Source organism: Acidiphilium rubrum, from assembly GCF_900156265.1.
In the GTDB taxonomy this organism is placed as follows: Bacteria; Pseudomonadota; Alphaproteobacteria; order Acetobacterales; family Acetobacteraceae; genus Acidiphilium; species Acidiphilium rubrum.
On the sequence record NZ_FTNE01000004.1, the window covers coordinates 157,649 to 183,771 of the forward strand.

The 26,123-nt window shown below is 63.6% G+C and carries 23 protein-coding genes; 7 read left to right on the forward strand and 16 right to left on the reverse strand.

Features of this window, described 5'->3' with window-relative positions; translation table 11 throughout:
• Positions 1-30 precede the first annotated feature (30 nt).
• The 7 genes from BW994_RS04730 to BW994_RS04760 all read right to left on the reverse strand — a co-directional run bounded on the left by BW994_RS04730 (position 31) and on the right by BW994_RS04760 (position 7,981).
• Positions 31-1,605 (reverse strand): S41 family peptidase, encoded by a 1,575-nt coding sequence (locus tag BW994_RS04730; RefSeq protein ID WP_051657117.1) that lies wholly within the window; start codon positions 1,603-1,605, stop codon positions 31-33.
• A complete protein-coding gene (rnr, locus tag BW994_RS04735; RefSeq protein ID WP_029310536.1) occupies positions 1,602-3,908 on the reverse strand; it encodes a ribonuclease R in 2,307 nt (768 codons plus the stop codon). The genes BW994_RS04730 and rnr overlap by 4 nt, the downstream gene beginning before the upstream one ends.
• Positions 3,909-4,111: 203 nt before the next feature.
• A complete protein-coding gene (locus BW994_RS04740) occupies positions 4,112-4,963 on the reverse strand; it encodes a YihY/virulence factor BrkB family protein (RefSeq protein WP_035227794.1) in 852 nt (283 codons plus the stop codon).
• Positions 4,960-5,802, reverse strand: coding sequence for an alpha/beta fold hydrolase (locus BW994_RS04745; RefSeq protein ID WP_029310538.1), 843 nt, complete (start codon positions 5,800-5,802; stop codon positions 4,960-4,962). Before BW994_RS04745 ends, BW994_RS04740 begins: the two co-directional genes overlap by 4 nt.
• A 12-nt stretch (positions 5,803-5,814) precedes the next feature.
• On the reverse strand, positions 5,815-7,044 hold the full coding sequence (locus BW994_RS04750; RefSeq protein ID WP_051657118.1) for a CaiB/BaiF CoA transferase family protein: 1,230 nt from the start codon (positions 7,042-7,044) through the stop codon (positions 5,815-5,817).
• 244 nt (positions 7,045-7,288) lie between these two features.
• Positions 7,289-7,480: a hypothetical protein gene (locus tag BW994_RS04755; RefSeq protein WP_139333983.1), complete on the reverse strand. Its 192-nt coding sequence runs from the start codon at positions 7,478-7,480 to the stop codon at positions 7,289-7,291.
• Between the two features lie 114 nt (positions 7,481-7,594).
• Complete coding sequence (locus BW994_RS04760) at positions 7,595-7,981, reverse strand: FYDLN acid domain-containing protein (RefSeq protein WP_408736043.1); 387 nt, start codon at positions 7,979-7,981, stop codon at positions 7,595-7,597.
• Between the two features lie 44 nt (positions 7,982-8,025).
• Here BW994_RS04760 and aroA point away from each other — a divergent pair, with 44 nt between their 5' ends.
• The 3 genes from aroA to parE are packed head-to-tail and all read left to right on the forward strand — an operon-like array spanning position 8,026 to position 12,029.
• Positions 8,026-9,375: a 3-phosphoshikimate 1-carboxyvinyltransferase gene (aroA, locus tag BW994_RS04765; RefSeq protein WP_029310542.1), complete on the forward strand. Its 1,350-nt coding sequence runs from the start codon at positions 8,026-8,028 to the stop codon at positions 9,373-9,375.
• Positions 9,372-10,007 carry a (d)CMP kinase gene (locus tag BW994_RS04770; RefSeq protein WP_029310543.1) on the forward strand — a complete coding sequence of 212 codons (636 nt, stop codon included), beginning with the start codon at positions 9,372-9,374 and terminating at the stop codon, positions 10,005-10,007. The genes aroA and BW994_RS04770 overlap by 4 nt, the downstream gene beginning before the upstream one ends.
• Positions 10,008-10,067: 60 nt before the next feature.
• A complete protein-coding gene (parE, locus tag BW994_RS04775) occupies positions 10,068-12,029 on the forward strand; it encodes a DNA topoisomerase IV subunit B (protein WP_029310544.1) in 1,962 nt (653 codons plus the stop codon).
• A 50-nt stretch (positions 12,030-12,079) separates the two neighbouring features.
• On the opposite strand, the gene BW994_RS04780 is transcribed toward parE, so the two are convergent.
• The 9 genes from BW994_RS04780 to BW994_RS04820 all read right to left on the reverse strand — a co-directional run bounded on the left by BW994_RS04780 (position 12,080) and on the right by BW994_RS04820 (position 22,783).
• Positions 12,080-12,535: a glycosyltransferase gene (locus BW994_RS04780; RefSeq protein WP_051657119.1), complete on the reverse strand. Its 456-nt coding sequence runs from the start codon at positions 12,533-12,535 to the stop codon at positions 12,080-12,082.
• Positions 12,532-13,032, reverse strand: coding sequence for a glycosyltransferase family protein (locus BW994_RS04785; protein ID WP_051657120.1), 501 nt, complete (start codon positions 13,030-13,032; stop codon positions 12,532-12,534). The genes BW994_RS04780 and BW994_RS04785 overlap by 4 nt, the downstream gene beginning before the upstream one ends.
• 95 nt (positions 13,033-13,127) lie before the next feature.
• Positions 13,128-14,813 (reverse strand): asparagine synthetase B family protein, encoded by a 1,686-nt coding sequence (locus BW994_RS04790; RefSeq protein ID WP_139333984.1) that lies wholly within the window; start codon positions 14,811-14,813, stop codon positions 13,128-13,130.
• A 38-nt stretch (positions 14,814-14,851) separates the two neighbouring features.
• Positions 14,852-16,939, reverse strand: a complete 2,088-nt coding sequence (locus tag BW994_RS04795; RefSeq protein WP_139333985.1) for a hypothetical protein — start codon at positions 16,937-16,939, stop codon at positions 14,852-14,854.
• 61 nt (positions 16,940-17,000) lie between these two features.
• The gene (locus BW994_RS04800) at positions 17,001-18,428 is read right to left on the reverse strand and encodes a hypothetical protein (RefSeq protein ID WP_029310549.1); all 1,428 of its coding nucleotides are present in this window, start codon (positions 18,426-18,428) and stop codon (positions 17,001-17,003) included.
• Positions 18,425-19,297, reverse strand: coding sequence for an ABC transporter ATP-binding protein (locus BW994_RS04805; protein WP_051657121.1), 873 nt, complete (start codon positions 19,295-19,297; stop codon positions 18,425-18,427). The genes BW994_RS04800 and BW994_RS04805 overlap by 4 nt, the downstream gene beginning before the upstream one ends.
• Positions 19,298-19,416: 119 nt before the next feature.
• The gene (gene eno / locus BW994_RS04810; RefSeq protein ID WP_029310551.1) at positions 19,417-20,694 is read right to left on the reverse strand and encodes a phosphopyruvate hydratase; all 1,278 of its coding nucleotides are present in this window, start codon (positions 20,692-20,694) and stop codon (positions 19,417-19,419) included.
• Between the two features lie 86 nt (positions 20,695-20,780).
• Positions 20,781-21,242 (reverse strand): RidA family protein, encoded by a 462-nt coding sequence (locus tag BW994_RS04815; protein ID WP_029310552.1) that lies wholly within the window; start codon positions 21,240-21,242, stop codon positions 20,781-20,783.
• A 2-nt stretch (positions 21,243-21,244) separates the two neighbouring features.
• Positions 21,245-22,783, reverse strand: a complete 1,539-nt coding sequence (locus BW994_RS04820; protein WP_029310553.1) for a TSCPD domain-containing protein — start codon at positions 22,781-22,783, stop codon at positions 21,245-21,247.
• Positions 22,784-22,943: 160 nt separating this feature from the next.
• Between BW994_RS04820 and BW994_RS04825 the strand changes: the two genes are divergently transcribed.
• The 4 genes from BW994_RS04825 to BW994_RS04840 all read left to right on the forward strand — a co-directional run bounded on the left by BW994_RS04825 (position 22,944) and on the right by BW994_RS04840 (position 25,946).
• Positions 22,944-23,420 carry an NADH:ubiquinone oxidoreductase subunit NDUFA12 gene (locus BW994_RS04825; RefSeq protein WP_139333986.1) on the forward strand — a complete coding sequence of 159 codons (477 nt, stop codon included), beginning with the start codon at positions 22,944-22,946 and terminating at the stop codon, positions 23,418-23,420.
• A 73-nt stretch (positions 23,421-23,493) separates the two neighbouring features.
• Entirely contained in the window at positions 23,494-24,045 is a 552-nt protein-coding gene (mlaD, locus tag BW994_RS04830; RefSeq protein WP_035227800.1) for an outer membrane lipid asymmetry maintenance protein MlaD, read from the forward strand.
• Positions 24,042-24,698: a DUF2155 domain-containing protein gene (locus BW994_RS04835; protein ID WP_051657122.1), complete on the forward strand. Its 657-nt coding sequence runs from the start codon at positions 24,042-24,044 to the stop codon at positions 24,696-24,698. The genes mlaD and BW994_RS04835 overlap by 4 nt, the downstream gene beginning before the upstream one ends.
• A gap of 150 nt (positions 24,699-24,848) precedes the next feature.
• Positions 24,849-25,946 carry an OmpA family protein gene (locus BW994_RS04840; RefSeq protein WP_076454383.1) on the forward strand — a complete coding sequence of 366 codons (1,098 nt, stop codon included), beginning with the start codon at positions 24,849-24,851 and terminating at the stop codon, positions 25,944-25,946.
• Positions 25,947-26,123: the final 177 nt, after the last annotated feature.

The window sequence follows — 26,123 nt, forward strand, 5'->3', positions numbered from 1 at the left end:
CGGGGGATATGAGGGAGCTGACCGTCCCGGTCAAGTGCCATTGGCGGACGGGCTGGGTGGTGGATTGCCCGATGCCGCCAGCAACGGCCGGATCAGGGCGGCATGATACGCGGCTGGATCGTCGATCAAGGCGGTCGCTGCCGCGAAATAGCCATTGGCACCCACCGTCGCGGGGCAGGAATCTCGCAATGCCAGCACTTCGGCCAGCGGCATTGGCGCCCGGGCGGCACGCGTCTCGGCCAGCGGTTTCGCCAGCATGTTATCGCCCGACTTGAGCGCGGCGATCTGCTGGTCCAGCACATTGGTGCCCAGGCTGACGCAGACCTGCGGAAATACCCCCAGGCCCTGGAGCGGCCAGCCACGGGGGGCGATCATCCGGCTCCACGTCACGTATAATTCGCCGCCGCCCGGCAAGGTGGTCAGGCTCTGTACCAACCCTTTGCCCAGCGTCGCGCTGCCGACCACCACGGCGCGATCATTATCGGCGAGCGCCGCTGAAAACACCTCGGCCGCGCTCGCCGTGGCCCCATCGACAAGAATGATCACCGGCAGACCATGCGCGATATCCGCACCCTCGGCATGAAACAATTTATCCGCCGCCGGATCGCGCCCGATCGTGCGGATGATCGTGCCGTGGCCCAGCAACGTGTCGACGCTGAGCGCCGATTGCCGCAACACCCCGCCACGATTGCCGCGCAGATCGATCACGATGCCTTTGGGCTCCGGTGTTGCCGAAACCAGCGCCCCCAAGGCCCCGGCGAACTGCTCACCGGTATCGTGATCGAAGCCGATCACCCGGATTACCCCGATCCCATTGTCCATCGCGCCGAACACGCTCTGCGTCGGCACCAGGCCGCGCGTCAGGCGGATGGTCTGGGGCAGGCTCGTGGGCGGGCGCACGGTAATCCTGATCGTCGAGCCCAGCCTGCCGGCCAGACTCTGCTGCAGCGCCGCAAGATGCTGCCCCGCCGTCGCCGTGCCATCGATCGCGAGAACCGCCATGCCAGGCGCCATCCCCGCCTGGTCGGCCGGGCCGGAGGGGGCAACCCGCGCGATCAGGATCGCGCTGCCCTCGCGCCCCAGCGTCAGCCCGAGCCCGGCATGACCAAGCCGCATCGCCCGGTCTTCATCCGCCTCGCGCGGCGCTTCGTAGCGCGAATACGGATCGAAATGATTGAACAATTCGTCGAAAAAACTGCGGATCACGCCCTCGGTGCCGGCCCGCGCGAGCGCGGGCGAGGCGGTGAACGCATGCGCCGCCACAGCGGCACAGGCATCGCCCCAGGCGGCGGCATCGGCCGGCGGCGGTGCCGCGGCGGCAAACAGCACCCGGTTCGGCCCATAGAGCAGCAATTTGCCCGCTTGTTCCTGCACCGACAGGTCCGGATCGAGCGCCGTGATACCCGACAATCCCCAGACCGCCATTTGCGGAATGCTAAGCGGTTCCAGCGTGCGCGGCGCGATGAACGCGAGGGCCGCACCCCACACGGCGCCCGCGCGCGCCTGATCGAACGCCGGTGCCGCCGCATACGCGCCGCACAACGGCAGCACGACGCAGAGCAACGTGATTGCCCGCCAGAACGATCGTGCCGGGCGGCGGCTCATCGCTGCTTGCGCTTGCCTGATTTCGGCGCGCGGCCGGGCGATTTGCTTCCCTTGCGGCGGGGGTTGTTGCCGCCCTCGCGCCCTGGTGCTCGATCGCCCTTGCCGGAAAACCGTCCGCCTTCGGGCCGGTCGCCGCGCGGCCGGCCGCCCTCGATCATCGAAAACAGCAACCCGCCGGTCACCGGCTTGGCCTCGCGCAGGCGCACCATCACCGGATCGGACAAATGAAATACCACCCGGCTGCGCTTGCCCGACAGCGTGCTGCGCGCCTCGTCGAAATGCCAGAAATCATCCGCCAGCAGCGCCATCGGGATGAAACCCGAAGCGCCGGTCTCGTTCAGCGTCACGAACAGGCCAAACCGCGTTACCCCGGCGATCCGTGCGGCGAAATCCTCGCCGATTCGCTCGGCCAGATAGGCCGCCAGATACCGATCGGTCGATTGCCGCTCGGCATCGGTCGCGCGGCGTTCCGTGATCGTGATGCCCTGGGCAATCGCGGGAAACTCGCCACCCGCCTCGATGCTCAGCCCGTCGGTGCCGAGTTTCAACCCGGCGATCAGCGCGCGATGCACCAGCAAATCCGCATACCGGCGGATCGGCGAGGTGAAATGCGCGTAGGATTTCAGCGCGAGGCCGAAATGCCCGATATTTTCGGGCGAATATTCCGCCTGCGACTGGCTGCGCAGCACGGTTTCATTGACCAGCGGTGCGGCATCGGTCCCGGCGACCAGCTTGAGGATATGGTCCAGATCGCGCGGGATCAGCTGGTCGCTCTGCTTGAGCGAAATATCGAACGTCGCCAGCAGCGCGCGCAGCGCATCGAGTTTTTCGGGCGAGGGCGGCGCGTGGATCCGGTACATGCAGGGCTGGCGCAGCCGCTCCAGCTCCTCCGCCGCCGAGACATTGGCGAGGATCATGAACTCCTCGATCAAGCGGTGGCTGTCCAGCCGGGCGCGCGGCACCACGCTCGCGACCTTGCCGTCCTCGGTCAGGGTGATCTGGCGTTCCGGCAAATCCAGATCGAGCGTGCCACGCGCCTGACGCGCCGCGATCAACGCCCGGTAGGCGGCATACAGGTGATCGAGCGTGGCCTCGGGCAGATCGGCGCCCGATCCCGCATCATGCGCCACCTGTACCGCCTCATAGGTCATGCGCGCGAAGCTGCGCATCAGGCCGCGGCCGAACCGGTGCGACTGTTTGCGCCCCTCGGCATCGATCGTCATTTCGACGAACAGGCACCCGCGATCCTCGTTCGGCCGCAGGCTGCACCAGCCGTTCGACAGCGCCTCCGGCAGCATCGGCACCACGCGGTCGGGGAAATACACGGAATTACCGCGCACCCGCGCCTCGCGGTCGAGCGCTTTGCCTGGCCGGACATAATGCGCGACATCGGCAATCGCGACGATCAGGCGAAACCCCGAACCAGCGGGCTCGGCGAACACCGCATCGTCGAAATCGCGCGCATCGGCCCCATCGATCGTGATCAGCGGCACGCGCCGCAGATCGGTCCGCTTGCCGAGGCGGGTTGCCCGTGCCGCCTCGGCCTCGTCGAGCGCGGCCTGCGGGAAATCGACCGGAATGCCGAGCGAGGCGATCGCGATCAGGCTGATCGAGCGCGCATCGCCCATCTTGCCGAGATGCTCGATGATCCGAGCCGGCTTGGCGCCATGGCCGAAGGCGGGCAGGGGGGTCGCGCGCACCACATCGCCGCCGGCCGCGCCGTTGGTCTCACCCACCGGCACCATCCATTCCGAGCGGCTTTTGCGCTCGACTGGCTCGATCCAGCCGCCCTGCGTCTCGTTGGGTTTCGCCGCGCGGAATACGCCGATAATCGTCGCCGGTTCGTCATCGAGCCGCTTCAGCGTGCGCCCCTCGTACCGATCACCATCAATCCGCCGCACCCGCGCCAGCACGCGCGCGCCGGGCGCGAGCGCGGGTTGGCCGCGCTGTTCGGGCTGCATGAAAATGATCGGCGGCCGCCCCTTCTGGTCCCAGCCGACCGGCCGCGCCAGCGGATCGCCATCGCGGTCGGTGCCGGTGATTTCGACCACGCAGCGTTCGGGCAGTACTTCGGCCTCGCGCACCTGCTTGCCGCCCGCGCGCACCAGCGCGCCATCACGCTCGAGCTCGCGCAGCAACCCGCGCAACGCCGGCTTCTGCTCCGGCGTCAGGCCGAAGGCGCGGGCGATATCGCTCTTGCCGAGCCGGGTGCCCGCCTCGCTCAAAAACTGGCGCAGCACGGCAGCGCTGGGCAAGCCTGGCTCAGGCTTGCCGGGTCCGGGCTTTGCGGGTTTTCGTGTCATGCCGACGGCGTGCCTTGGTTGGGGTTCCGATCGACGGATGGCATGACGATCGGGCCGTCCAGAAACCAGGGCCTCTGGACTTGGTTCACAGTGTCGCCCGACGCGTCAGCTGATCTGTTCAATCGGTTCCGCATACCGCCAATGTGGCGCGCCGACAACGCTGATGCAGCGTTTCGCCGGGCACCACACAGCAAGTTTTCCGACTATGGTGTTCTTGCCACAATCAGCCGGTCGAGCGAAGCGTTGAACAGCGCGCCCAGCAGCAGCGTATAGGCCGTTAGATAAAACCACATCATCAGGCCGATGATCGTGGCCAAGGGGCCGTAGGTGTGGCTATAGGCGGCAAACTGACCGACATAGACTGCAAACCCGTAGGACAGGATCAGCCACAGCAGAATCGCGACGGCGACGCCCGGGATCACGGTATGGCCGAGGTCACGCCGAAACGCCGGGCCATAGCGATACAGCAGCCCGAGGGCGACGGCCATGAACGCCATCATCAGCAAAAACCCGATCACGATGGCAAGAATAGCGGATTCCTTGCCCAAGCCGAAAAACGTGAACAGCAGCGGCAAGCCCACCAGCACACCGATCGCGATGACCGCGCCGATAATCGCAACCAGCGTCATCCCGAGTGTCACCAGCTGAAACCGGATGATGCCGCGCGATTCTTCGCGCTTGTGGATCACGTTCAGCGCATAGATCAGCGCCTTGGTGCCGGAGGCGGTGGAATACAGGGTAAACACCAAGGAAATGGCGAGCCCGATGCCCAAGCTGGTCTTGCCGCCGGACACCAGTTGCTGGATCCGCCCCGCAATCAGCTGAAATGCCGCCGGCGGCATCAGATGCTTCAAATATAGCAGTTGCGGCTCGACCGTAATCGGGTTGAACGCCAGCCCGTACAGCGAAATCAACGTCGTGATCGCGGGAAACAGCGCGAGCGTCGCATAGAACGCGCATCCGGCCGCCACGAGCGACATCTCGCCGCTCAGCAGCGAGACCACGGCGGTCTTCAGGCCACTCCACCACAAGGTCACATCCACTCGCGGGCTCAAGCGCCCCTCGCCAGAAAATCCCGGATCGCATCGATCGTCGGTGTGTCCATCAAGGCGGGCGCGTGGCCCGCCTGCGTCACGGTCAGTGTCGTCCCACCGGCGGTGGCCATGGTAGCAAAGGTCGCTTCGGTGAGCAGATCGCTATCCTCGCCCCTGATCGCCATCACCGGCACACGGATCGCCTGCCAGATCCCGGACAGGTCGGCATCCATCGGGATCGAGGCGCGGATCGGATCGGCGATCGCGGGATCGTAGTGCAGCGCAAATCCGCCACTCGCGACCGGACGCGCCGAATAGCGCGCTAAATGGCGCCATTGCGCATCGCTCAGCCGGCCAAACGGCGCGTGAACGAGCCGCAGATGCGCCTCGAGCGCGCCGATATCGGCAAAGGTATCAGGTGCCTTGGTCATGTAATCGCGGATCCGCGCCAGCGCTGCCGCCGGGATCAACGGACCGATATCGTTCAGGACCAGCCGCGTGATCGGGGTATGGGGCGCGGCGGCGACCATCATGCCGCAAATACCGCCGAGCGAGGTGCCAACCCAGGCGACCGGCTTGTTTAAATACGCGAGCAGATGCGCCAGCGCCACGACATAACTCGGTGGCTGATACAGGCTCGAATCGGCGAGCCAGTCCGACCGGCCACGGCCCGGCAGATCGGGGCAGATCACGTGGTAATCATTAGCCAGCGCCTCGGCCAGGATATCGAAATCCCGCCCGTTCCGCGTCAATCCATGCACACACATAACCGCGGGTGCTGCCGGATTGCCGAATTCGACAAACCCCAGGCGGTGAAAATCAGCGCCCAGGAGGTAAGGAATTGCCGCTTGCCGTGCCATGTGCGCGAAGCGTTAAATGATCTGGTCGCGGCGCAGTGCCGCGCGTTCTGATGCATCGAGTCCAAGCATATCAGTCAAAACCTCATCGGTATGCTCACCCAACATGGGGGGCGGTAACCGATAATCCACCGGTGTTGCGGATAAACGGACCGGATTTGCGACCAATTTCACAGGATTGCCGTCCTTCCCGGCGATCTCGATCAGGTTGCCGCGCGCAATGACGTGCGGGTCGGCGAACACCTGTTCGAGCGTGTTGATCGGGCCGCAGCCAACTTTGATCGCCTCGAGTTCGGCGAGCCACCATGCCGAGCCGTGGGCCGCCAGCACATTGGCCAGGGTTTCGGTCACCAACGCGCGATTAGCCACGCGCGCCGCGTTGGTCACGAATTTGGGATCGGCCAGCAGATGATCGAGACCAAATCGCTGGCAGAAGCGCGCAAAGGTCGCATCATTGCCGATCGACAGCACGATATGGCCATCGGCCGTCGCGAAGACCTGATAGGGCACGATGTTCGGGTGCTGATTGCCCAGACGCGGCGGGTTCTGGCCGGAGGCCAGATAGTTCATCCCCTGGTTGGCGAGCCACGCCACGTTCGTATCGAGCATGCCGATATCGACCTGCTGGCCCAGACCGGTCGCTTCCCGGTGGCGCAAGGCGGCGAGCACGCCGATGGCACCATAAAGCCCGGCAAACAGGTCAGCGACCGGCACGCCCACCTTCATCGGCTGCCCATCGGGCTCCCCGGTCAGGGACATCACCCCGCCCATCGCCTGGATCAGACTGTCATAGCCCGGCCGTGCCGCATAGGGTCCGGTCTGGCCAAAGCCGGTGATCGAACAATAGATCAACCCGGGATGCAGCTTGCCGAGTTGCTCGTAGCCAAGCCCGTAGCGGGCCAGCGTACCGACCTTGAAGTTTTCGACCAGAATGTCGCATCGCGCGATCAGATCATGTGCCAGCTTCTGGCCCGAAGGTTTGGCGATATCGATGGTGACCGATCGCTTGTTGCGGTTGGCCCCCGCAAAATAGGCGCTCTGATCGGTGCCCGGCATCGCCGGCGGCACGAACCCCCTCGTATCGTCACCGCTGCCGGGTTTTTCGATCTTGATGACCGAAGCGCCTAAATCGGCCAGCATCTGCACACAGGTCGGCCCGGCCAGCACGCGGGTCAGATCGAAGATTGTCAGCCCGGCGAGCGGCCCCGATGGCTGCGGCGTCTGGGTGGAATTGGCGTGTGACATGGACGACCTCCGACAATGGGAGTGTCGGCATAGCGGACCGCCTCGTTCGAGGTCAAAACGGCTTGGACATCACGCGTCAGGGTGTTCAGGACAGGCGCAAAAGAAGCACTTAATTTTTTAAAAAAAGCAGCAACAAAACGTCGATTGCTATGGCCTCGGCCGCCGAAAGCGGTCGTACTTTTGCTCAAAAACAGTGCTTCCCTTGCCTCGCTATCCGCCCCCCGCGCCTCTGCGGCGGCTGTTTTCAGCCGCGCAGACGGTGCCGCGGCAAGGGCGCGCATGTTCGGAGCGCCAAGCGAACAAGCCGGTTTGCCACAATGGGCAAACCGGCTCGTTCGGCATCCTGGGCGAGAGAGATCAACCGATCGGTCAGGATCAGAGGGCTGACGATCGGGGTATGATGGTCGGCGATTTTCGCCGTCGCATAATCGGACATCGTGGGTTTTTCCTTTGACAGACCAGCCTTTTTGGCTGACCCCAACTCACCACGCCGAAGTTACGTTTCAGTTAACAAAAAGGGTCACGGACGAAAATAAGTTTCCGTTGCGGTTCAGCGTTCATTTTCGTCGGCGTCGCGCTCGACCTCGATATCGGTCTCGATCGCATCCGCATCGTCTTCCAGATCGTCCGCATCCTCCAGAATGTCCTCGTCGGCGCCATCGTCGACGGCGTCGACCTCAGCATCGTCGCCCGGCACCAGCGCGGCTTTCGGCGATTTCTTGACATCATCAGGGATCGGCGCGTTACGCTTGAGCTTCGGCTGCTCGATCGGCTGCTCGGTGCCGCATTTCGGGCAGACGGCCGGCGATTTGCCCAGATCGAAAAACCGTGCGCCACAAGAGACGCAGGTATGTTTGTCGCCAAGTTCCGGCTTCGGCATGAGCCCCTCGTACAAATAAGGAAATGGTCGCTTCAGGGCGCGCGCCATGCCACCCATCGCCCGCTATGTCAAACGCGCCACATCATGCTAAGCGCCGCGCCATGAGCTCCGAAACCCCGCACGCCCACCGTTCCCATCGACCGGCCACGCCGCTGAGCGGTTCAATCACCGTGCCGGGCGATAAATCGATCTCCCATCGCGCGCTGATGTTCGCTGGTCTCGCGATCGGTGAAACCCGCATCACCGGCCTGTTGGAAGGCGAGGACGTGCTGCGCACCGCTGCCGCCATGCGTGCCCTCGGCGCCGCCGTGCGCCGCGACTCGGATGGCGCTTGGCTCGTCGCTGGTACCGGCATCGGCGGGTTGCACAGCCCGGATGACGTGCTCGACATGGGCAATTCCGGCACCGCCGCGCGGCTGCTCTGCGGCGTTCTGGCCAGCCATGACATTTTCGCGGTGATGACCGGCGATGCTTCGCTGCGCCGCCGGCCGATGCGCCGCGTGATCGACCCGCTGGCCGCCTGCGGTGCGGTATTCGCCGCGCGCGAGGGCGGCCGCCTGCCGCTCGCCGTAACCGGTGCCGCCGATGCACGGCCGTTGAGCTATCGCCTGCCGGTCGCTTCCGCCCAGGTGAAATCGGCCCTGTTGCTCGCTGGGTTGAACGCGCGCGGCATTACCGAGGTCGAAGAACCGGAACCGACGCGTGATCATTCCGAAAACATGCTGCGTCATTTCGGGGCCGTCGTCAGTGTGGTGCCCCACGGCGCGGGCAAGCTGATCCGCCTGCAGGGCCAGCCCGAACTGATTGCCGCCGATATCATCGTACCGGGCGATCCGTCCTCCGCGGCGTTCCCGATCGTGGCCGCGCTGCTGGTGCCGGGCTCGCGCATCACGATCGCAGGCGTCGGCCTGAACCCGTTGCGTACCGGCCTGTTCACCACGTTGCTTGAAATGGGTGCTGATATCACCATCACCAACAAGCGCGAGGCCGGTGGTGAGCCGGTCGGCGATCTGGTCGTCGTCGCCTCGAGCCTGCGCGGGATCGACGTGCCGGCCGCGCGCGCGCCCTCGATGATCGATGAATACCCGATCCTGGCGGTCGCCTGCGCCCTGGCGCGCGGCCCATCACGGCTGCGCGGACTCGGCGAACTGCGGGTCAAGGAAAGCGACCGTCTGGCCGCAACGCTTGCGATGTTGCGGGTCAACGGCGCGCATGTCGAGGTCGAGGGCGATGACATGATCATCGACGGCGGCGCCAACCGGCTGGGCGGCGGCACCGTGCTGACGCAGATGGACCATCGGCTCGCGATGAGCGCACTGGTGCTGGGCATGGCCGCGGATGCGCCGGTGATGATCGACGATGCGCGCTTCATCGACACCAGTTTCCCCGGGTTTATGGGCCTGATGCGAGGCCTGGGAGCCGCGATCGAGGCTGAACCGGAGGCTGCATGAAACCGATCGTCATCGCCATCGATGGTCCGGCGGCGTCTGGCAAGGGCACGCTGGCCCGGCGCCTGGCGGCAGCCTTCAACCTGCCCTATCTCGATACCGGTCTGCTCTACCGCGTGGTCGCCCGCCGCGTGCTCGACCACGGCGGCAATCCGGCCGATCCCGCCATTGCCACGGCTCAGGCGCGCGGGCTCGGCCGGCTCGACCTCGGGCGCGATGATCTGCGCACGCCCGAGGTTGATCTGGCGGCGAGTGCGGTCGCCTCGATCGCCGCCGTGCGCGCCGCCCTGCTCGATTTTCAGCGCAATTTCGCCGCGAGTTCCGGCGCCGTGCTCGATGGGCGCGATATCGGCACCATCGTGTTCCCGCAGGCCGCGGTAAAACTGTTCATCACCGCCTCGCTCGACGTGCGGGCCCAACGCCGGTTCGCCGAACGCCAAATACAGGGCCATACCGCGACGCTCGATGCGGTGCGCGCCGACCTCGCCGTCCGTGACGAGGCGGACCGCACGCGCACCGCCGCCCCCTTGCGCCCGGCGGATGATGCCCACGTGCTCGATACCAGTGCGCTCGACGCCGACCACGCCTTCGCCGCCGCCGCGGCATGGGTCAACCAGGCGCTCGCGAAAGTATAACCCGTTGTTTGGGCTTCTGTGGCAGAAGGGTTTCGCAATCCAACGAATCGAGGCCGGCACGTGACTGATCTGTTCGACCAATCCGCCGCATCGGCGGCGTATACCGCCAAGGATATCGAGGTTCTGGAAGGCCTGGAACCGGTCCGCCGGCGGCCCGGCATGTATATCGGCGGCACCGACGAGGGCGCGTTGCATCACCTCGCCGCCGAACTGCTCGACAATGCGATGGACGAGGCGGTCGCGGGGCATGCCTCGATGATCGAAATGAGTCTCGCTGCCGGCAACTGGCTGAGCGTGCGCGACAACGGGCGTGGCTACCCGATCGATCCGCATCCGAAATTCAAGGACAAATCGGCGCTCGAAGTCATTCTCACGACGCTGCACTCGGGCGCCAAATTCTCCGGCAAGGCCTACGCGACATCAGGCGGGTTGCACGGCGTCGGCAGTTCGGTGGTCAATGCATTGTCCGAGCGGCTGGAAGTCGAGGTTGTGCGCGATCGCGTGCTGTGGAAGCAGGATTATGCGCGGGGCAAGCCGCTGACGCCGCTGATCAATGCCGGCCCGATGCCGAACCGGCGCGGTACGCTGGTCCGCTTCACCCCCGATCCTGAAATTTTCGGCACGCTGCGGCTCAGCGCGGTTCGGCTGTACCGGTTATGCCGCTCGAAAGCCTATCTGTTCCGCGGCGTGCGCATCCGCTGGTCGTGCGATCCGGCGTTGATCCCGCCGGGCAGCGAGATCCCGGCCCAGGCCGAGCTGCATTTTCCCGGCGGGCTGGCCGATTCGCTGGCTGAGGAACTCGGCAGCACGTCAAAACTGGTCGTGCCCGTCTGGGCCGGCTTGGCCGATCTGCCGGATGCGGCGGGGCGGATCGAATGGGCGTGCGCCTGGCTGGATAACGGCGATGCCGCGCTCGACACCTATTGCAACACGATCCCGACCCCGCAGGGCGGCACGCATGAGGCGGGGTTTCGCGCGGCGCTGTTGAAGGGGTTGCGTGGCTTCGGCGAGCAGCGGGGCAACAAGCGCACCAGCGTCATCACCGGCGAGGATGTTACGGGTACTTTGTCGGCCAAGATGTCGCTGTTCATCCGTGATCCGCAGTTTCAAGGCCAGACCAAGGAAAAACTCACCTCGCCGGAAGCCCAGAAGGTCACCGAAGCCGCGCTGCGCGACCGGTTCGAACATTTCCTTGCCGGCGATCCCGCGAGTGCTGACAATCTGCTGGCCTATGTGATCGAACGCGCCGAAGAGCGCATCCGGCGCCGCGAGGCGAAGGACACGCCGCGCAAATCGGCGACCAGGCGGTTGCGTCTGCCGGGCAAACTGACCGATTGCACCCGGGAATCCCGCGAGGATACCGAGATTTTCCTGGTCGAAGGCGATTCCGCGGGCGGGTCGGCCAAGCAGGCGCGCAACCGGGAGACCCAGGCGGTGTTGCCGCTGCGGGGCAAGATTTTGAACGTCGCTTCGGCTTCGACCGAAAAACTGCGGCAGAATCAGGAGTTGAAAGACCTGATCGAGGCGCTGGGTTGTGGCGTGGGCGATCGGTTCCGGCTCGACCAGCTGCGCTACGGCCGCATTATCATCATGACCGATGCCGATGTCGATGGCGCGCATATCGCTTCGCTGTTGATGACGTTCTTTTACCGCGAACTGCCGGAGTTGATCCGCGCCGGGCATGTGTTTCTGGCGCAACCGCCCTTGTTCCGCCTGACCCAGGGCAGCAAATCGGTCTACGCGATGGACGATGCGGAGCGTGACCGGTTGCTGAAGACCGCATTCAAGGGCAGCGCGAAGGTCGAGATCAGCCGCTTCAAGGGCCTCGGCGAAATGCCGCCGGCGATGCTGAAAGAGACCACCATGGACCCGAAGCGGCGGGTGCTTCTGCGCGTAATGACGCTGCCGGAGGCGCGGGCGGAGACTGCGGAGATGGTCGAGAGCCTGATGGGGCGCAAGCCGGAGTTACGGTTCCGGTTCATTCAGGATCGGGCGGCGGGGGCAGGGGAGCTGGATGTTTGAGGGCCGCCATAAGGACGAGGCGATTGCCTACGCCATATTTAATTCGGCCTTCACTGCCCAGCGACAAACTGACGAATGATGTTTCCCGCGCGTGGAAAATCAGCCGGAATCGTGGCGGGTCCTTTGTTGCGGCGCTCGCCAATCAACTGCGCGAGATCGGAGACGTTGGAACTCCATGATATATCGCTGACGCGAGCGACTTCGCGCAGAAAGCTGGTTTGGTGATCGCCCGCTCCGCGCGGATTAGGGAATGCAACAAAGGGTTTTCGCGCGATTAAAAGCTGGATCACTGTAGCGCCCCCATGCGAGATGACGAGCGTTGCCTGGTCGATCAGGTCGGCAATACTGGGTCGGCCGATAAACTGCTCGCCGTTCGCGAGTTGATATTTAGACTGGCCGGTTTGGCAGATCAGCGGCTCGCCGAGTTTGCCCTGACCAGCGAGTTGATCAATTTCACGCAGTAATTCATCGAACGGCATTGTGGTGCCGACTGTCACGAAGATCATAGAATACTGCCTAATTCACTGGCGGGGTAGCGTTCTTGCAATTTTGGCCATTGCACGAGAAAGCGTGACGACAAGCGCAGGTGATAAATCATGCGGCCCGTGTTCGAGAGTTTATCGACGCGCGTGATACTCTCGATATAGACGGATCTGCAGCGCGTCGATCGGCCGGCGAGCAGCATTGGCACAGCGTGGCTACATCCTATTGCGATGATAACATCGATCGCTTCGGTGCGGATCACACGGCGCGTGGTCATGAAAGTCTTTATGAAGGCATCAATGCTGCGCAGATATGAGCGCTGGGTCATCGAGGAAAACGAGGGTACTTCATAGCGCACTCCAGGCGGGATACCGGGCTCACCCGGTTCGCCGCCGAACCTGGTTGCAAGGTAAACGAATCGAAAACCAGACTCGATTTCCCGCAACAAGCATTGCGTCTCGAAGGTAAATCCGCCGCCCGATAAAATGATTAACGCGATCGGCTTTGAATTTTTTGTCATACGTCTAACTGAAAAAATCCAATCTTATACAAACATTGATCTACTTTTTGAACGTTTAAAAATCTGTATAAATTCGCATTGAGTAATATTTCTATTTATAATTCCATCAATTCAAAAATATAATTTAAAACACACAACCTCTGAAACTGAGATGCATCTTTAATTTTTTCTGGCTGAACAAAACTATCTGTAGCGGATGGATCTGATTTGATCGTCGTCGTAAGGTATTGTTCAGATATTTCTAATGGAAATTGACCTCGTTTCTCTAAAAAGTACTTTATTTTGAAATTATAGGGCCTGGCTATAATCGGCTGTACTAGAAGTCTTAAATCGCCCAATCGCCGCCGCCACGGCGGATCACGGTCGAATGCATAGCCGTGTGACGACATATGGGCGGCGATTGTGGGCGACAGTGCGTTGATCAGGCGACCTTGGAACACGCCGAAATGCTTCAGGGCCAGCGGCACTTGCAGAGCCGCGCTGACGATCGCGGGTTCGAGGTAGGGGGTGGCACGGTGGCCGAAGCGATTGTCGAGGCTGGTGTCGCGCCCGAACCAGGAGCGGCAACGCAGATGGGGATAGAGGCTCTGAACATGCGCGCGGGTGAGGTGCGGGCGGTCGAGGTCGAACAAGGTGATGATTTTGCGGCTGAGATTGGCTTCGTATTCGGCCTGCAGTCGCGGATCGACCAGAATGGCGGGATCATAGCCGCTGAAGAACGCGCGGACAAAGCTTTTCACGCTCATCGACTGGCCGCGGAATTTGAAGAAATTACGGAATACCTCGCCGCCACCGCCGTTCATGATAACGCCGTCGCCGGCACAACGGTCGATCCGGGCGTAGTTTTCGGAATCCGAGCAGAACATCCAGTATTGTGAAAACCCATCGTTCATTTCGGCACTGGCGCGCAGCATTTCGGGAAAGGTTTCGAGGGTGACCGGGCGGATGCGCGTCTTGTCGATATGTTCAAAGCTGACACCTTCGGCGCGGGCAAGTGCCGCGGCGTGGCGGACGTCCGGCGCATCTTCGGCGCCGTAGACGAAAAGATGCGGTTCGACACCGCAGTCGCGCGCGAGGGCGAGCAGCAGGCGGCTGTCGTAGCCGCCGGAGAAGCTGATGCGGATGCGATTATCGAACGCGGAGGCATAATCGCGCATCGTGGCGCGCAGGCTGGCGAGGCTACGTTCGATCAATTCGCCGATCGGCGCGGGGCGTTCGGCCTCGATCAGGCGGGGACGGGCGATATGTCGGCGGTTGGTATCCGCGAAGTCGATGGTTTCGCCGAGGTCGAGCCGGTCGATTTCGGTGACCGGCGTGCCGGTGCCGAGGGTGACGCCGCCGATGACGTATTCGAGACATTCCGCGGCACGGATGCTGCGACGCGGCAGGCAAGCGGCAAGTGCGAGGAACGCGGTGCTGAACAGGGTGCGGCGATCGTCGATATAGAGTTCGTACGTGCCGTGTGGGTCGGCATGGAGTGTGGTTCGACCCTGGCGGCTGATCAGCAGGAGATAGGCACCCCGGCATCGGTCCCGAGGCGGGTCGGGGTGGGTAAAATACGCGCGCAGGGCTTCGATGCCGGTTTTGCCCTGAAACAGAAAGGTGCCGACGGCGAGGGCGAAATCGCCATTGTCGAATTGCAGGATCGTGGGCGTTGTTCGGCGATATTTCGGGTAGACGTCGATCAGCAGATGATCAGTTTCGACGGTGACCGGGTCGGTCAGCCCGGCGCGCGCGAAATGCGGGCGAGCGATGCCGGCCAGAGCTTTGCGATGCGCCAAGCTCGGATCAGCAGTGATAAATAGCCCGCCCATATTCGTCAGTGAGCCTTGCGCGATGAGAGCGGAACAACCCAGAATTGTTCGGTGGTTTCGTAGCCTTGCATGTCGATAAACGGCGCACCGCTGTGTAGCAACCAATCATAGGCTTGAAGCGCTTCGGCGGAATGCGTGGCGTTATAGACGCTGGCAAGTGCCGCTAGGCGCGTGAGCCCGTAGTCTCCAATGCTATGCGCCCAGCCTGTGCCATTTGCCTGACCACCATCACGGGTATCTTGATCGAGTTGAGCCCATGTCGTTGCTATTTGCTTGGAATTTTTGTTTTGAATGAACAGGTTATACGAAATGCCGTTATGACGGTTATAACCAGTCGTTTTTGTCAGGAGACTGCCGGCAAGAAAGTGATCTTCCCATAACAGAATTTTTCGGGCGCCTGATATTCCCTGGAAAGCCATTGTTGCCATTGTAGTTGCAAAATAATCTTGTTGCCACGGCGCAAAGGCGTTGGTTCCGCTTCCGTACGTTCCCACTACATAACCATAGATATCTCCTTGCTGCTTGGTCCAGAGCGGGATGCTCTTTTCGAGAAAGGCCATGTTGTTCTTTATCACATGCTGAAAATAATGGCGCATCGGAGACCCATCAGGATTGATATAAGCGGCGTCTGCCACCTCGCGCAGACTCCAGGCGGCGCCGCGGACTTGTTCGCTTGGGCCGACAATGATGCCTTCACCATTGTTGCGAGCTTGTGGCGCAGGCCATTGGCCCACTTCAGAATAATCAGCCTCGGCGTTCTGTTGGTCGAGGTAGTAGCGCCGGCCGGTCAGCAAGTAAGGGATATATGACAGATCTGGCTCATGGGCGACGTCGAGCGCCCAGCCGGTCTTTCCATCCACTTGCTGAGTCAAGCCAGTGGTGTAGGGAGCCGAGCCGCCGCGACCATCGACCCACAGATTGGGGAAATCCGCTGTGGTCACGAATTCGCCGGTTTTGGGATAGAAAAAATGCCACGGCACCGCACCCGCGGCATCGGCCTGCCCCATGGCATATTCGGCGGCAACCGGATTCTGGGTGATCAACCAGATCGTGTTGGCTGCGTTGGTCGGCCCTATATCACCGCGACCACCGACGCCGGGCATGTATTGCGTGACGCCGTTCACCGCTAATGGCGCATCCCACCCCGGTGCCGTGATCGATTTCAATTCGTCGACGAGCGTGCTGCGAGTCATCCCCACTTTCAACTCATACGCAGGCACAATGCCGATCCGCTCCATCGCCGCGACATCGTGCACCACGTTGATCGGGGCGCGGCCGCCGGAGCGGATGATCGTGTGCCAGTCCTGGTACTGGAATTGGTGAATGTGCGGCACTGCGAACACCGGCTTGCCGTTCTGGGCGATGATGATGCCGTAGGTTTCGGTACCCCCTTTCGGGCTCATCGCGATGTCGTTGTTCAGTTGCACATCCGCCGCCACGCTGCCGCTTGCGTATGCGCGGATATCCAGCACCAGCCGCAGCGAGCCTTGGATGTGCCGTGAGACCCGGGTTTCCGAAACCAGCGGGCCGGCGAGCCAAGGCGAGGTTTGCCCGGCGGCCCGGGCTTTGGCGAGCAGCTTGGCGGCGTATACGGTCACGTAGCGCGTCGGCATGCCGGGGTCGTTCAGCGCGAGGGTGATGGTGATGTCGTGTTTTTCCAGCGCGGGCATGATCGCGACGGTGCCCGGGGTCGGCGCGGCCTTGCGCAGCATGACCGGCGCATCGGCGCCGCTGGCCATCGCCGGGGCGCGCAGGGTCACCACGCCGAACAACACCGAACCATCCGGATAGCGGTTCTTGACATCGATCTGCGCGGGTTCGCTCTTGCCGCCGACCATTGCGGTGATCGCTTCGCCCTTGGGCAACTGCCCGCGCGCGAACACGGTGCCGAAGGTGATATAGCGCGGTGTAATCGCGTGGGTCAGGGTGTTTTCCAACACCACACCCACCAGGTCGCCCGGTGCGGTGGGTTGCGGCACGGCGGGTGCCCGGATCAGGTCCGCGGCCAGAACAGTGCCGTTGAGCGCCAGCGCCGCGCTGCAAGCGAGGCATATGCTGGCGATGCCTGCCCTGATCCGCCGATGCCGTTTCATGCAACCTCCGTGTATGTCCCCGCGCTATCGTGCCCGAACTGGCGATGCGGCGCCAGAGCGTCTAGCCGGCCGGGTCGGTTTCGATCGGCCAGTCCATCGCGGCGAGGCGGCCCGGTGCGAGCAGCGACATGACGATACCGAGGGCGAACAATGCCGCCGCGCAGCCGACCGCCCAGAGCGCCGGGCCGTGGTCGAGCACGCCGAACCCCAGCAGCGCCATTACCGCAAACGCGCCCGCCATGGCGAACATGAGCGTGACGCCCTTGCCGCCAAGTTCGCGCCAGAGCAGAGGCAATGCCGGCGCGTGGCTGGCACCGAACACTGCGCCGAAGGTGCAAAATGCCACCGGTATCGCCTGGATCGGTGTAACGACGCCGAGCGACAACGCAACGGTGACGACCACGAGCGCGTTGATCAGGCTGATTTCGATCATATTGGTGCGAAACGCCCGCACCATGGCGGCGGCGAAACCGCTGCGGCCACCATAGCGCCCCGCCATATAGAGCGCGGGCCAGTCACCACGGCTGATCAGCCATTGGCCGCTGCCGAACAACCCGAGCGCCACGCCGAACCCGATCGATTGTGGCGCCTGCTTGATCAGCGCGGCGATGAAATCATGGCCGGTGATCCAGGCGAACGCCGGCATGTAAAGAAGTAGAACGCCGATCTGAATACAGGTGACGATCAGCAGGCCGATCGGGCCCAGCGCGATGCCGAGCATGGCAGGCAACGGCTGCACCGGCATGAAGCCGGGTTTCCAGGTCATGATCCGGCCGATCGGCCGCAGGATCGTGCGCAGAGCGCCGGTTCGCGGCGCGGCGGCGGCACGATCGGCGCGATCCGCTTGCGCTTCGTCCTGGCTCGCCGCCCGTGCGGGGACATAGCGCAGGCCGGAGACGACGAGTGAAACCGCGAGACCGGTGATCAACAACGCGATCGGTGCCGGCGCAAAGACGACGTATGCGAGATAATGCGGCTGTGATCCGACGAACATGACGGGTAGAAACAGGAGTCCCCGAAGCCGTGTGACCCCCTTGGCCTGTCCGGTCGCCCCCCCGCTGCTGAACGCGGCACCGGTCGCCATGGCCAGCGCAGCCAGCGCGAGCGCGCCGGCAATGGGGGCGCCGAACCCTATCAGAGGGATCGCGAACAGGGCGGTCAGGATCACCAAGGTGATGGCAACGGCGCTGAGTTCGGCCGATTTCAGATCGGGGATGGCGGTTGCAAGATTGGACCGCACCTGCCGCCAATAATGCATCGTAAAACAGGCCGGCACGTAGAAAGCGACATACCACCAGAAAAACAGGAACATCGAGCGATGCAGGAACAACGCCTGAATACCGCCAATCGCTACGATCGCCGCCGCCTTCGGCGCGCTGATCGCACCCGCGGCCAGCATGCAGCCGGCGGAGGCCAGCATCGGGTTCTCGCGCACGAACACTGGCGAGGCGTAGTTGCGCAGCGCGGCCGCGGCGAGGCGCGGCTTCATCGGGTCATTTCCAGAAATGCCGTTTCCAGATCGGGGATGCGCACGTCGGGCGCTGCCCCGAGCGTCGCGGCCAGCGCGGCGGCGCTTGCCTCGTCCCAGCCATCGACCAGCAAGGCGCCCGTGTCACGATCTTCGGCAAGGCACGAGACGTGTTGCGGCAACGCGTCGCGCGGTGCGGCCACCCAGCGCGCGGAGGTGCGGAACCGCGCCATCGGCGTATCGTGGATGATGCTGCCGTGCCGCATGAAAATCGCGCGGGTCGCGATTTTTTCGAGGTCGGAGAGAATATGCGAGGAAATCAGCACGCTCCGCCCCTCCTGCGCGCAGAATCTGGTCAGCAGCGCCATGAAATCGCGGCGCGCCTGCGGGTCGAGGCTCGCGACCGGCTCATCCAGGATCAGCAGATCCGGCGCATGGCGCATCGCCAGCACGATCGCGAGGCGCTGTTTCTGGCCACCGGAGAGGGATTTGACCCGCGCCTTCGGGTCAAGCCCGGCCCAGTCCAGCAGCCAGGGCGGCGGCGCGCCCGGTTCCTGCGCATAGAATTTGCCAAGATAAGTGATCAGCTCGCCGACCCGGAACCAGCCGAACCCGCTCATGGTCTGCGGCACGAAGCCGGTGCGGCCGCGCAGCGCCGGCGACAATTCGGCCGCCGTTTCACCAAACAACCTGATCGAGCCGGCGGAGGGCAGCAGAAACCCCAGCAGGCAGCCGATCAACGTGGTCTTGCCCGCACCGTTCGGGCCGAGCAGGCCGACGATTTCACCAGGGCCGACGGTGAACGTCACGTCGGCCAAGGCGATCCGCGTGCCGAATTGCTTGCCCAGCGCCTCGGCCGCGATGAACGGTCCGGCGTATCCTTCAGACATTATGCCTCTCCTGCGTTTGACGCAGGCTATGGGATCGAGGTCGCGTAAGTCAAAGAAAAGGCTTCTTTTTTATATAAAAGAAGCAAAAAATTTTCGTGAATTGATAACCATGGCTTCGCTCAGCGGCGCAGGATGGTGCGGCCGGCGAAGCGGCCGGCGGTGCCCAGCTCCGCCTCGATCCGCATGAGCTGGTTGTATTTCGCGGTGCGGTCGCTGCGGGCGAGGCTACCGGTCTTGATCTGCCCGGCGTTCACCGCAACCGCGATATCCGCGATCGTCGCATCCTCGGTCTCGCCCGAACGGTGGCTGATGATGGTCGCCATGCCGGCACGATGCGCGAGCTCGATGGCTTCCAGCGTTTCGGACAGCGTGCCGATCTGGTTGACCTTCACCAGGATCGCGTTGGCCGATCGCGCCTCGATGCCGCGGCGCAGCCGGGCCGGGTTGGTGACGAACAGATCATCGCCAACCACCTGCATGGTGCCGCCGAGTACGCTGGTGAAATGCGCCCAGCCTTCCCAATCATCCTCGGCCAGCGGATCCTCGACCGAGATGATCGGGAATTTTTTGGCGAGAGCCGCGATGTAATCGGTCATGCCGGCGGCATCGAGCACTTTGCCCTCGCCTTCCAGGTGGTATTTGCCGTCTTTGAAAAATTCGGTCGCCGCGCAGTCGAGCGCGAAAGCGATGTCTTCGCCAGGCTTGTAGCCCGCCTGCTCGACCGCCTTGCTGATGAAACCGAGCGCCTCTTCGGCCGATTTCAGGCCGGGGGCGAAGCCGCCCTCATCGCCGACATTGGTGTTGTGCCCGGCATCGTGCAGGATTTTCTTCAAGGTGTGAAACACTTCGGCACCCATCCGCACCGCATCGGCCACGCTCGCGGCACCAATCGGCTGGATCATGAACTCCTGAATGTCGATCGGGTTATCGGCATGTTGGCCGCCGTTGATGATGTTCATCATCGGCACCGGCAGGGTGCGCGCGAAGCTGCCGCCGATATACCGGTAGAGCGGCACGCCCAGATCATCCGCCGCGGCTTTGGCGACCGCGAGCGACACGCCGAGAATCGCATTGGCACCCAGGCGGGATTTGTTCGGCGTGCCGTCCAGCTCGATCATCAACTCGTCGATCATGACCTGCTCGGACGCATCCATGCCGCCGATCGCATCGAAAATCTCGCGCTCGACCGCGGCGACCGCCTTGGTGACGCCCTTGCCGCCGTAGCGGGATTTATCGCCATCGCGCAGTTCGACCGCTTCATGCGCGCCGGTCGAGGCGCCGGATGGCACCGCGGCCCGGCCCATGGCACCCGAATCGAGCATCACGTCGACTTCGACCGTGGGGTTCCCCCGGCTGTCCAGAATTTCGCGGGCGACGATATCGGCGATGGCGCTCATGGTGGCTCCCACTGGTTGATGCCCGGGCTGATACGGCACCCGGCGCAAGACGTGCGGGAAATACGACAAGCGGTGAGGGCGCGCAATTACCGGAGCAAGAACATTCCCTCGACCTCGACCGCACCATCGAGCGGCAAGGAAGCAACGCCGATGGTCGACCGGGCGTGCCGTCCGGCATCGCCGAACACCGCGACTGCGAGGTCGGAGGCACCGTTCATCACCTTGGCGGCGTCGGTGAAAAATGGCGTCGCCGCGATGAAGCCGCCCAGCCGCACCACTTGCGCGACCGAGGCCAGGCCTTCGGGCAGGCTCGCTTGCAGTTGGGCGAGCACATTGATCATGCAGAGCCGGGCCGCGCGGACGCCCTCGGCGATATCGACTTCCTGACCCAGTTTGCCGGTCACCGCGACCTGACCGTTTTCATAGGGCAACTGGCCGCTGACAATGGCGAACCCACCCGCGATCACGACCGGTACATAATTGGCAACGGCTTTGGCAGGCGTCGGAAGCACGATCCCGAGTGCGGCAAGGCGCTCTGTGGCACTCATTCTCAACTCACCAGTTTCAGGGTGGGGCGCTGGCGCCGGGGCCGGCTGCCCTCGGCCGCCGGCAGATCGAGCGGCAGCAACGGTGTGGCCGGGGCCTCGCTGGACGCGGCCGTCGCGTCGTCGTTGGTGGCGGTCGCGAGATCGTGCCGGTCGAGGTAGTTGGCGGCCAGATGGCGGAATACGTAGTCGATCAGCGAGCTTGCCTGGGTAATTTCGGCATCGCCTTCCACCGCACCGGCGCTGCCGAACCGGGTGAACGCGAATTCATCGACGAAGTCATCGAGCGGCACGCCGTGCTGCAAACCAAGGCTGACGGCGATGGCAAACGCCTCGGCCAGCCCGCGAAATGCGGCGGATTCGCGGGGCAAGGTCAGGAATATCTCGCCCAGCCGGCCATCCGGATACTCGCCGGTGCGCAGAAACACCTTGTGGCCGGCGATGGTGACTTTCTGGGTATAGCCACCGCGCCGGGCGGGCAGTTTGTCGCGCGCGGTGCCGCGCGCCGGGGTGCGAACCGGCAGGCTGGTCTGCAACGGCGGCAGAATCGTGCAAAACGGTGCGATGGCATCATGCATTGCCTGCAGGCCGGCCCGATCGGCGATGCCGAACGGATCGGCGCCGGCGATGGTTGCCGCCAGCGCATCCTCGGCGGTGCGGCCCGATGCGGCCAGGCGGGCGCGCGACCAGGTGGCCAATTTGCCTTCGCCGTTCAGCGCCGAGAGCGGTGCCGCGATGCCGATGGTCTCGACGCCGAGCAACGCCTCCACCGGCCCCGGCGGCAACAGGCCGGTCAGGCTGAGGTGCTGGCGCAGACCCAAGGCTTGGGCTTGCCCCTGCGCGCGCAGCGCAGCGGCGCGGACCGCCTCGATCGGGCAGGTGCGGGGCAGCGGCGCGGTGGTGATCGCGCAACCGGGTGCCATGCCGCGCGCGAGCAGACCAGCGGAGGCGATATCGGCCTGCGCCGCGAGCAGGGCGGCGAGGCTCGCCGCCAGCGATCGTGCGGCATCGCTGGCGTAATCGAGGTCGAGTCGGGCCAGCAGCATGGCCAGATCGGCCATGCCGAGCGCGAGGCGCTGAGCCGATGGGTTGCTGAGGCTGAGTGCGATGACCGCGGTGCGGACCGCCTCGCCGAACCCTTCGGTGTCGAACTGCTGCGCGTCGTCGAGAAACTGCGACACGTTGAGGACGAAGCCGGGGATCGCTTCCGGCACGCCGCGCCAGATGCCGGGGGAGGGCGCGCCACGCCGGCCGATCAGCAGGTGATGCAGCACGTTGGCCAAATCATCCTCGATCCCGGCGGCGGCGGCGCGTGCCGCGATCGGCTCGATCCAGGCGGATGCCGCGGCCGGTGCCTCGACCAGGCGGGGCGATGCGCGCAGAGCGACCAGGCCGGCAGCGGCTTGTTCAGGCCAGGCGACCGGGATAACCGCTGGTTCCGGCGTCGCATCCGGATCGGAGCCGATTTCCAGGCGCCGCATGCGAATGCCGCGCCAGGGCAGCGGCGGGTGGGAGCGGTACGAACCGGCGTGATCTTTGATCATACTACAACTCTAGTCCGTTCGCAGCGCCGTTTCCAGCGCGATTCCGCGTCATGTTGTGGATATCGATGACGGCCGCCACAAAATGTTGTGGATAACCGTGCTGTCTGGTGCAGTGCGGCACGGATGGACCGATCTGACCAGTTCCTTTATAGAGACGAGCATGAACGCAACCGACGACACTGTGGCGGGCGAAGACGCGCGGCACGATGGCAAAAACCGGGCGTCGCGACCCGGGGCTCCCAGCTTGGCATCGCTGGGCGGCTGGCGGGCGCTGATCAACAACCCCGGCCTCATCCTCAACACGTTGCGCCACGGCGGGGCCGTCGGCCAGGACGCGCTCGGCAACCGGTATTTCGAGGAACGCCGGCCGACCCGGCAGGATGGCCGCGCCCGTCGCTGGGTGCTCTACGCCGGTCGCGCGCGCGATGCCTCGCTGGTGCCGCCCGAGTGGCATGCCTGGCTGCATTTCACGACCGATGCGCCGCTGTCCGACGCCAATCGCCGCCCTTGGCAACGGCCCCATGAGCCGAACATGACGGGTACGGCATTCGCGTACCGCCCGAAAGGGCACGATTATGCCGGCGGGGCACGCCCCCATGTCTCAGCCGACTATGAACCATGGACACCGGACGCCTGAACCAGCAGACATAGGGTTCCCCGTGATTTCGTCCGTAGACCCCATCGTTAGCACGCTAGACAGAAAGTAGCAGATGCAGAGCCGTTTTTCCGAAATAATCGCCGGTCTGGCCGTTCTTGTCGCGGTGGTCGCCTTCCTGGTTTTCGCTTTCTCCCGCACACATACTCAGCCCAGCGATGGCTATATGCTGCACGCCCAGTTCGGCAGTATCGGCCCCTTGAAGGTCGGTTCGCCGGTAAAGATTGCGGGTGTGACGGTCGGCAAGGTCGCCGCAACGACGCTCAACAAGGCGACCTACGCCGCGATCGTCGATTTCGACATCGATCCCGGCGTCAAAATCCCGAAGGACAGCAGCGCCGCGATCGAAAGCGCTTCGTTGCTTGGGGGGGACTATCTATCGATCGCGCCTGGCGGGTCTGATACGATGCTGAAGCCGGATGGCGCGATTGTGGTGACGCAATCGGCGATCAACATCGAGTCCCTACTTGGTAAATTCGTCTTCAGTGCGGCGAATTTCGCCAGCACCGCCGCCAAGGGCAAGTCTGGCCAGCCAGACGCGAGCCCGCCTGCGGCTGGCACGAAGACGAGCCTGCCCGGGTTGACCCCGGGTGCCAAAGCACCGTGATCCACAAGGCCGCGCTGGGGATGGGGGCGGTGCTGCTGGCAGCGATGCCGTGGGCAGGGGCGCAGAATAACCAGCCGGCCAGCCTGGCGCCGGTGCCGTTGTCACCTTCAATCATCGCAACGCCGAATGCACCATTGCCGGCGCCGGTGCCGCCATCACCGGCACCATCTCAGGCGCAATCACTACCCGCCCCCGATCTGCCCGCGCCGAATTTGCCGGTTGGTACACTGACCGCGCCCCCGCCGGATGCGGCCGTACCGGGTCAGTTACCGGTCACGGCGGGCGGTTCGCCAAACGGGTCCGGCGGCGCGCCCGCACAAATAAAACCGATCTGGGATCAGCGCGCTGCGGCGTTGCTCGACGTGCTCGACAAGGAAGATGGCGCAGTTCACCGGATTAATGTGCCGGTAGGCTCGAGCACGTCTGAGGGCAGGTTGTCGATCGAGGTGGGCGCCTGTGTTGTCCGGCCGAAGGACATGACGTCTGATGCTGCAACGTTTCTGACCGTCACGTCGAAACCTGTGGACGGAAATGCATCGTCAACCGGGGATACCCCTCTGTTTCGCGGATGGCTGATCCGCTCCGAACCGGGTGCCACGGTGGTCGGTGATGCGGCAGTGACATTCCGGTTGATCGGGTGCGGCGGTGGTTGATCGACGGTGTCTTGAATGCATCAAATTGTAAATACCGCTGACGTGACAAGATCTTAATTGACAAGAGCGTATCAGAAGTAGATCAGATTATTGTAACCTACGCTGGACGTTCCAAATTCCTGCCGAACGATGTTAACGAATGGAGGCTTTATGAATTATCGCTCAATACTGTTTGCCGCAACCTGCGGTGCAGCAATCGTCGCGGCTGCGCCGATGGCGCATGCCCAGATGGCAGGCGGCCCGGCGCCGGTTACGGGTCCCTACGTGGACCTTGGTCTTGGCACCAACCTGATGCAGACCCAGAAGTATACGTACGCTCAGCCGAACGGCGGCCAGACCGGTCATTTCGTGTTCCGCCCCGACTACGCCGGCCAGATCGGTGTGGGTTATGGCCTCGGCAACGGGTTTCGCGTCGAGCTCGATGGCAATTTCTTCCGCAACAGCGCCGTCAAAGCCGATGACAATTTCAACGGCAACAACCGCGTGCATGGCGGCGTCAACACCTACGGCGTCTTGCTGAATGGCTATTATGACATTCCGACCGGCACGAATTTCGTACCCTTCGTCGGCGGCGGTGTCGGCTACGAGTGGCAGAAGTTCCAGCACATCGGCGTGCCGGCCCCCTATGGTGACAGCTACAGCGGCACCTATGGCAGCTTCGCATTCGATGTCGGCGCGGGCGTTGCGTACAACATCCCGCAGGTTCCCGGCCTTGCTCTGACAGCGCAGTATCAGTACACCGAACTGACACATCAGCGTAAGTACAACGACACCGGTGTGCCGAACACCTTTATCGGCGTTGGTCACTCGGGCAATCACGAAATCCTGCTCGGTGCCCGTTACGAGCTGTTCCCGCCGGCACCGCCGCCGCCGCCCGCTCCTGCGCCGACCCCGGTTGCAGCCCCGGCCCCGGCCCCGGCACGGACCTATCTGGTGTTCTTCAACTGGAACAAGGCCGACCTGACGCCGCGTGCGACACAAATCGTGGCCGAGGCCGCTCAGGCATCGCAGACGACGCACGTGACCAGCCTGAACGTGAACGGATACACCGATACCTCGGGTACACCGGCCTACAACGAGAAGCTCTCGTATCGCCGTGCCGACAACGTCGCCGCCCAGCTGGTGACGGATGGCGTGCCGAAGAGCGACATCGTGATCAAGGGCTATGGCGAGACGCATCTGCTGGTCCCGACCGGTCCTGGCGTGCGCGAGCCGCAGAACCGCCGCGTGGAAATCATCCTGAACTGATTTTCGCTTGAATGACTTTGAAAAACCCCGGCCTCGGCCGGGGTTTTTTTATGCGAGACCAGTTTTTCGGTTGCTTCGGTTACTATTCTGTCATAATAGGCACGGTGTGCTTCGATTATGTGACTTGTCTGCCACAGCCTTTTGAAATCAAGTGAATCACTGCCGAACACGATGCGC

What these genes read in the sequence shown, in the direction of transcription:
- BW994_RS04760 (WP_408736043.1), bottom strand. Translation starts at nt 7,981, where the DNA reads ATGGGTGGCATGGCGCGCGCCCTGAAGCGACCATTTCCTTATTTGTAC.
- rnr (WP_029310536.1), bottom strand. Translation starts at nt 3,908, where the DNA reads ATGACACGAAAACCCGCAAAGCCCGGACCCGGCAAGCCTGAGCCAGGC.
- BW994_RS04820 (WP_029310553.1), bottom strand. Translation starts at nt 22,783, where the DNA reads ATGATCAAAGATCACGCCGGTTCGTACCGCTCCCACCCGCCGCTGCCC.
- BW994_RS04805 (WP_051657121.1), bottom strand. Translation starts at nt 19,297, where the DNA reads ATGTCTGAAGGATACGCCGGACCGTTCATCGCGGCCGAGGCGCTGGGC.
- BW994_RS04780 (WP_051657119.1), bottom strand. Translation starts at nt 12,535, where the DNA reads ATGATCTTCGTGACAGTCGGCACCACAATGCCGTTCGATGAATTACTG.
- BW994_RS04795 (WP_139333985.1), bottom strand. Translation starts at nt 16,939, where the DNA reads ATGAAACGGCATCGGCGGATCAGGGCAGGCATCGCCAGCATATGCCTC.
- BW994_RS04755 (WP_139333983.1), bottom strand. Translation starts at nt 7,480, where the DNA reads ATGTCCGATTATGCGACGGCGAAAATCGCCGACCATCATACCCCGATC.
- BW994_RS04825 (WP_139333986.1), top strand. Translation starts at nt 22,944, where the DNA reads ATGAACGCAACCGACGACACTGTGGCGGGCGAAGACGCGCGGCACGAT.
- BW994_RS04730 (WP_051657117.1), bottom strand. Translation starts at nt 1,605, where the DNA reads ATGAGCCGCCGCCCGGCACGATCGTTCTGGCGGGCAATCACGTTGCTC.
- BW994_RS04750 (WP_051657118.1), bottom strand. Translation starts at nt 7,044, where the DNA reads ATGTCACACGCCAATTCCACCCAGACGCCGCAGCCATCGGGGCCGCTC.
- BW994_RS04800 (WP_029310549.1), bottom strand. Translation starts at nt 18,428, where the DNA reads ATGAAGCCGCGCCTCGCCGCGGCCGCGCTGCGCAACTACGCCTCGCCA.
- mlaD (WP_035227800.1), top strand. Translation starts at nt 23,494, where the DNA reads ATGCAGAGCCGTTTTTCCGAAATAATCGCCGGTCTGGCCGTTCTTGTC.
- BW994_RS04840 (WP_076454383.1), top strand. Translation starts at nt 24,849, where the DNA reads ATGAATTATCGCTCAATACTGTTTGCCGCAACCTGCGGTGCAGCAATC.
- BW994_RS04770 (WP_029310543.1), top strand. Translation starts at nt 9,372, where the DNA reads ATGAAACCGATCGTCATCGCCATCGATGGTCCGGCGGCGTCTGGCAAG.
- aroA (WP_029310542.1), top strand. Translation starts at nt 8,026, where the DNA reads ATGAGCTCCGAAACCCCGCACGCCCACCGTTCCCATCGACCGGCCACG.
- BW994_RS04815 (WP_029310552.1), bottom strand. Translation starts at nt 21,242, where the DNA reads ATGAGTGCCACAGAGCGCCTTGCCGCACTCGGGATCGTGCTTCCGACG.
- BW994_RS04785 (WP_051657120.1), bottom strand. Translation starts at nt 13,032, where the DNA reads ATGACAAAAAATTCAAAGCCGATCGCGTTAATCATTTTATCGGGCGGC.
- BW994_RS04745 (WP_029310538.1), bottom strand. Translation starts at nt 5,802, where the DNA reads ATGGCACGGCAAGCGGCAATTCCTTACCTCCTGGGCGCTGATTTTCAC.
- eno (WP_029310551.1), bottom strand. Translation starts at nt 20,694, where the DNA reads ATGAGCGCCATCGCCGATATCGTCGCCCGCGAAATTCTGGACAGCCGG.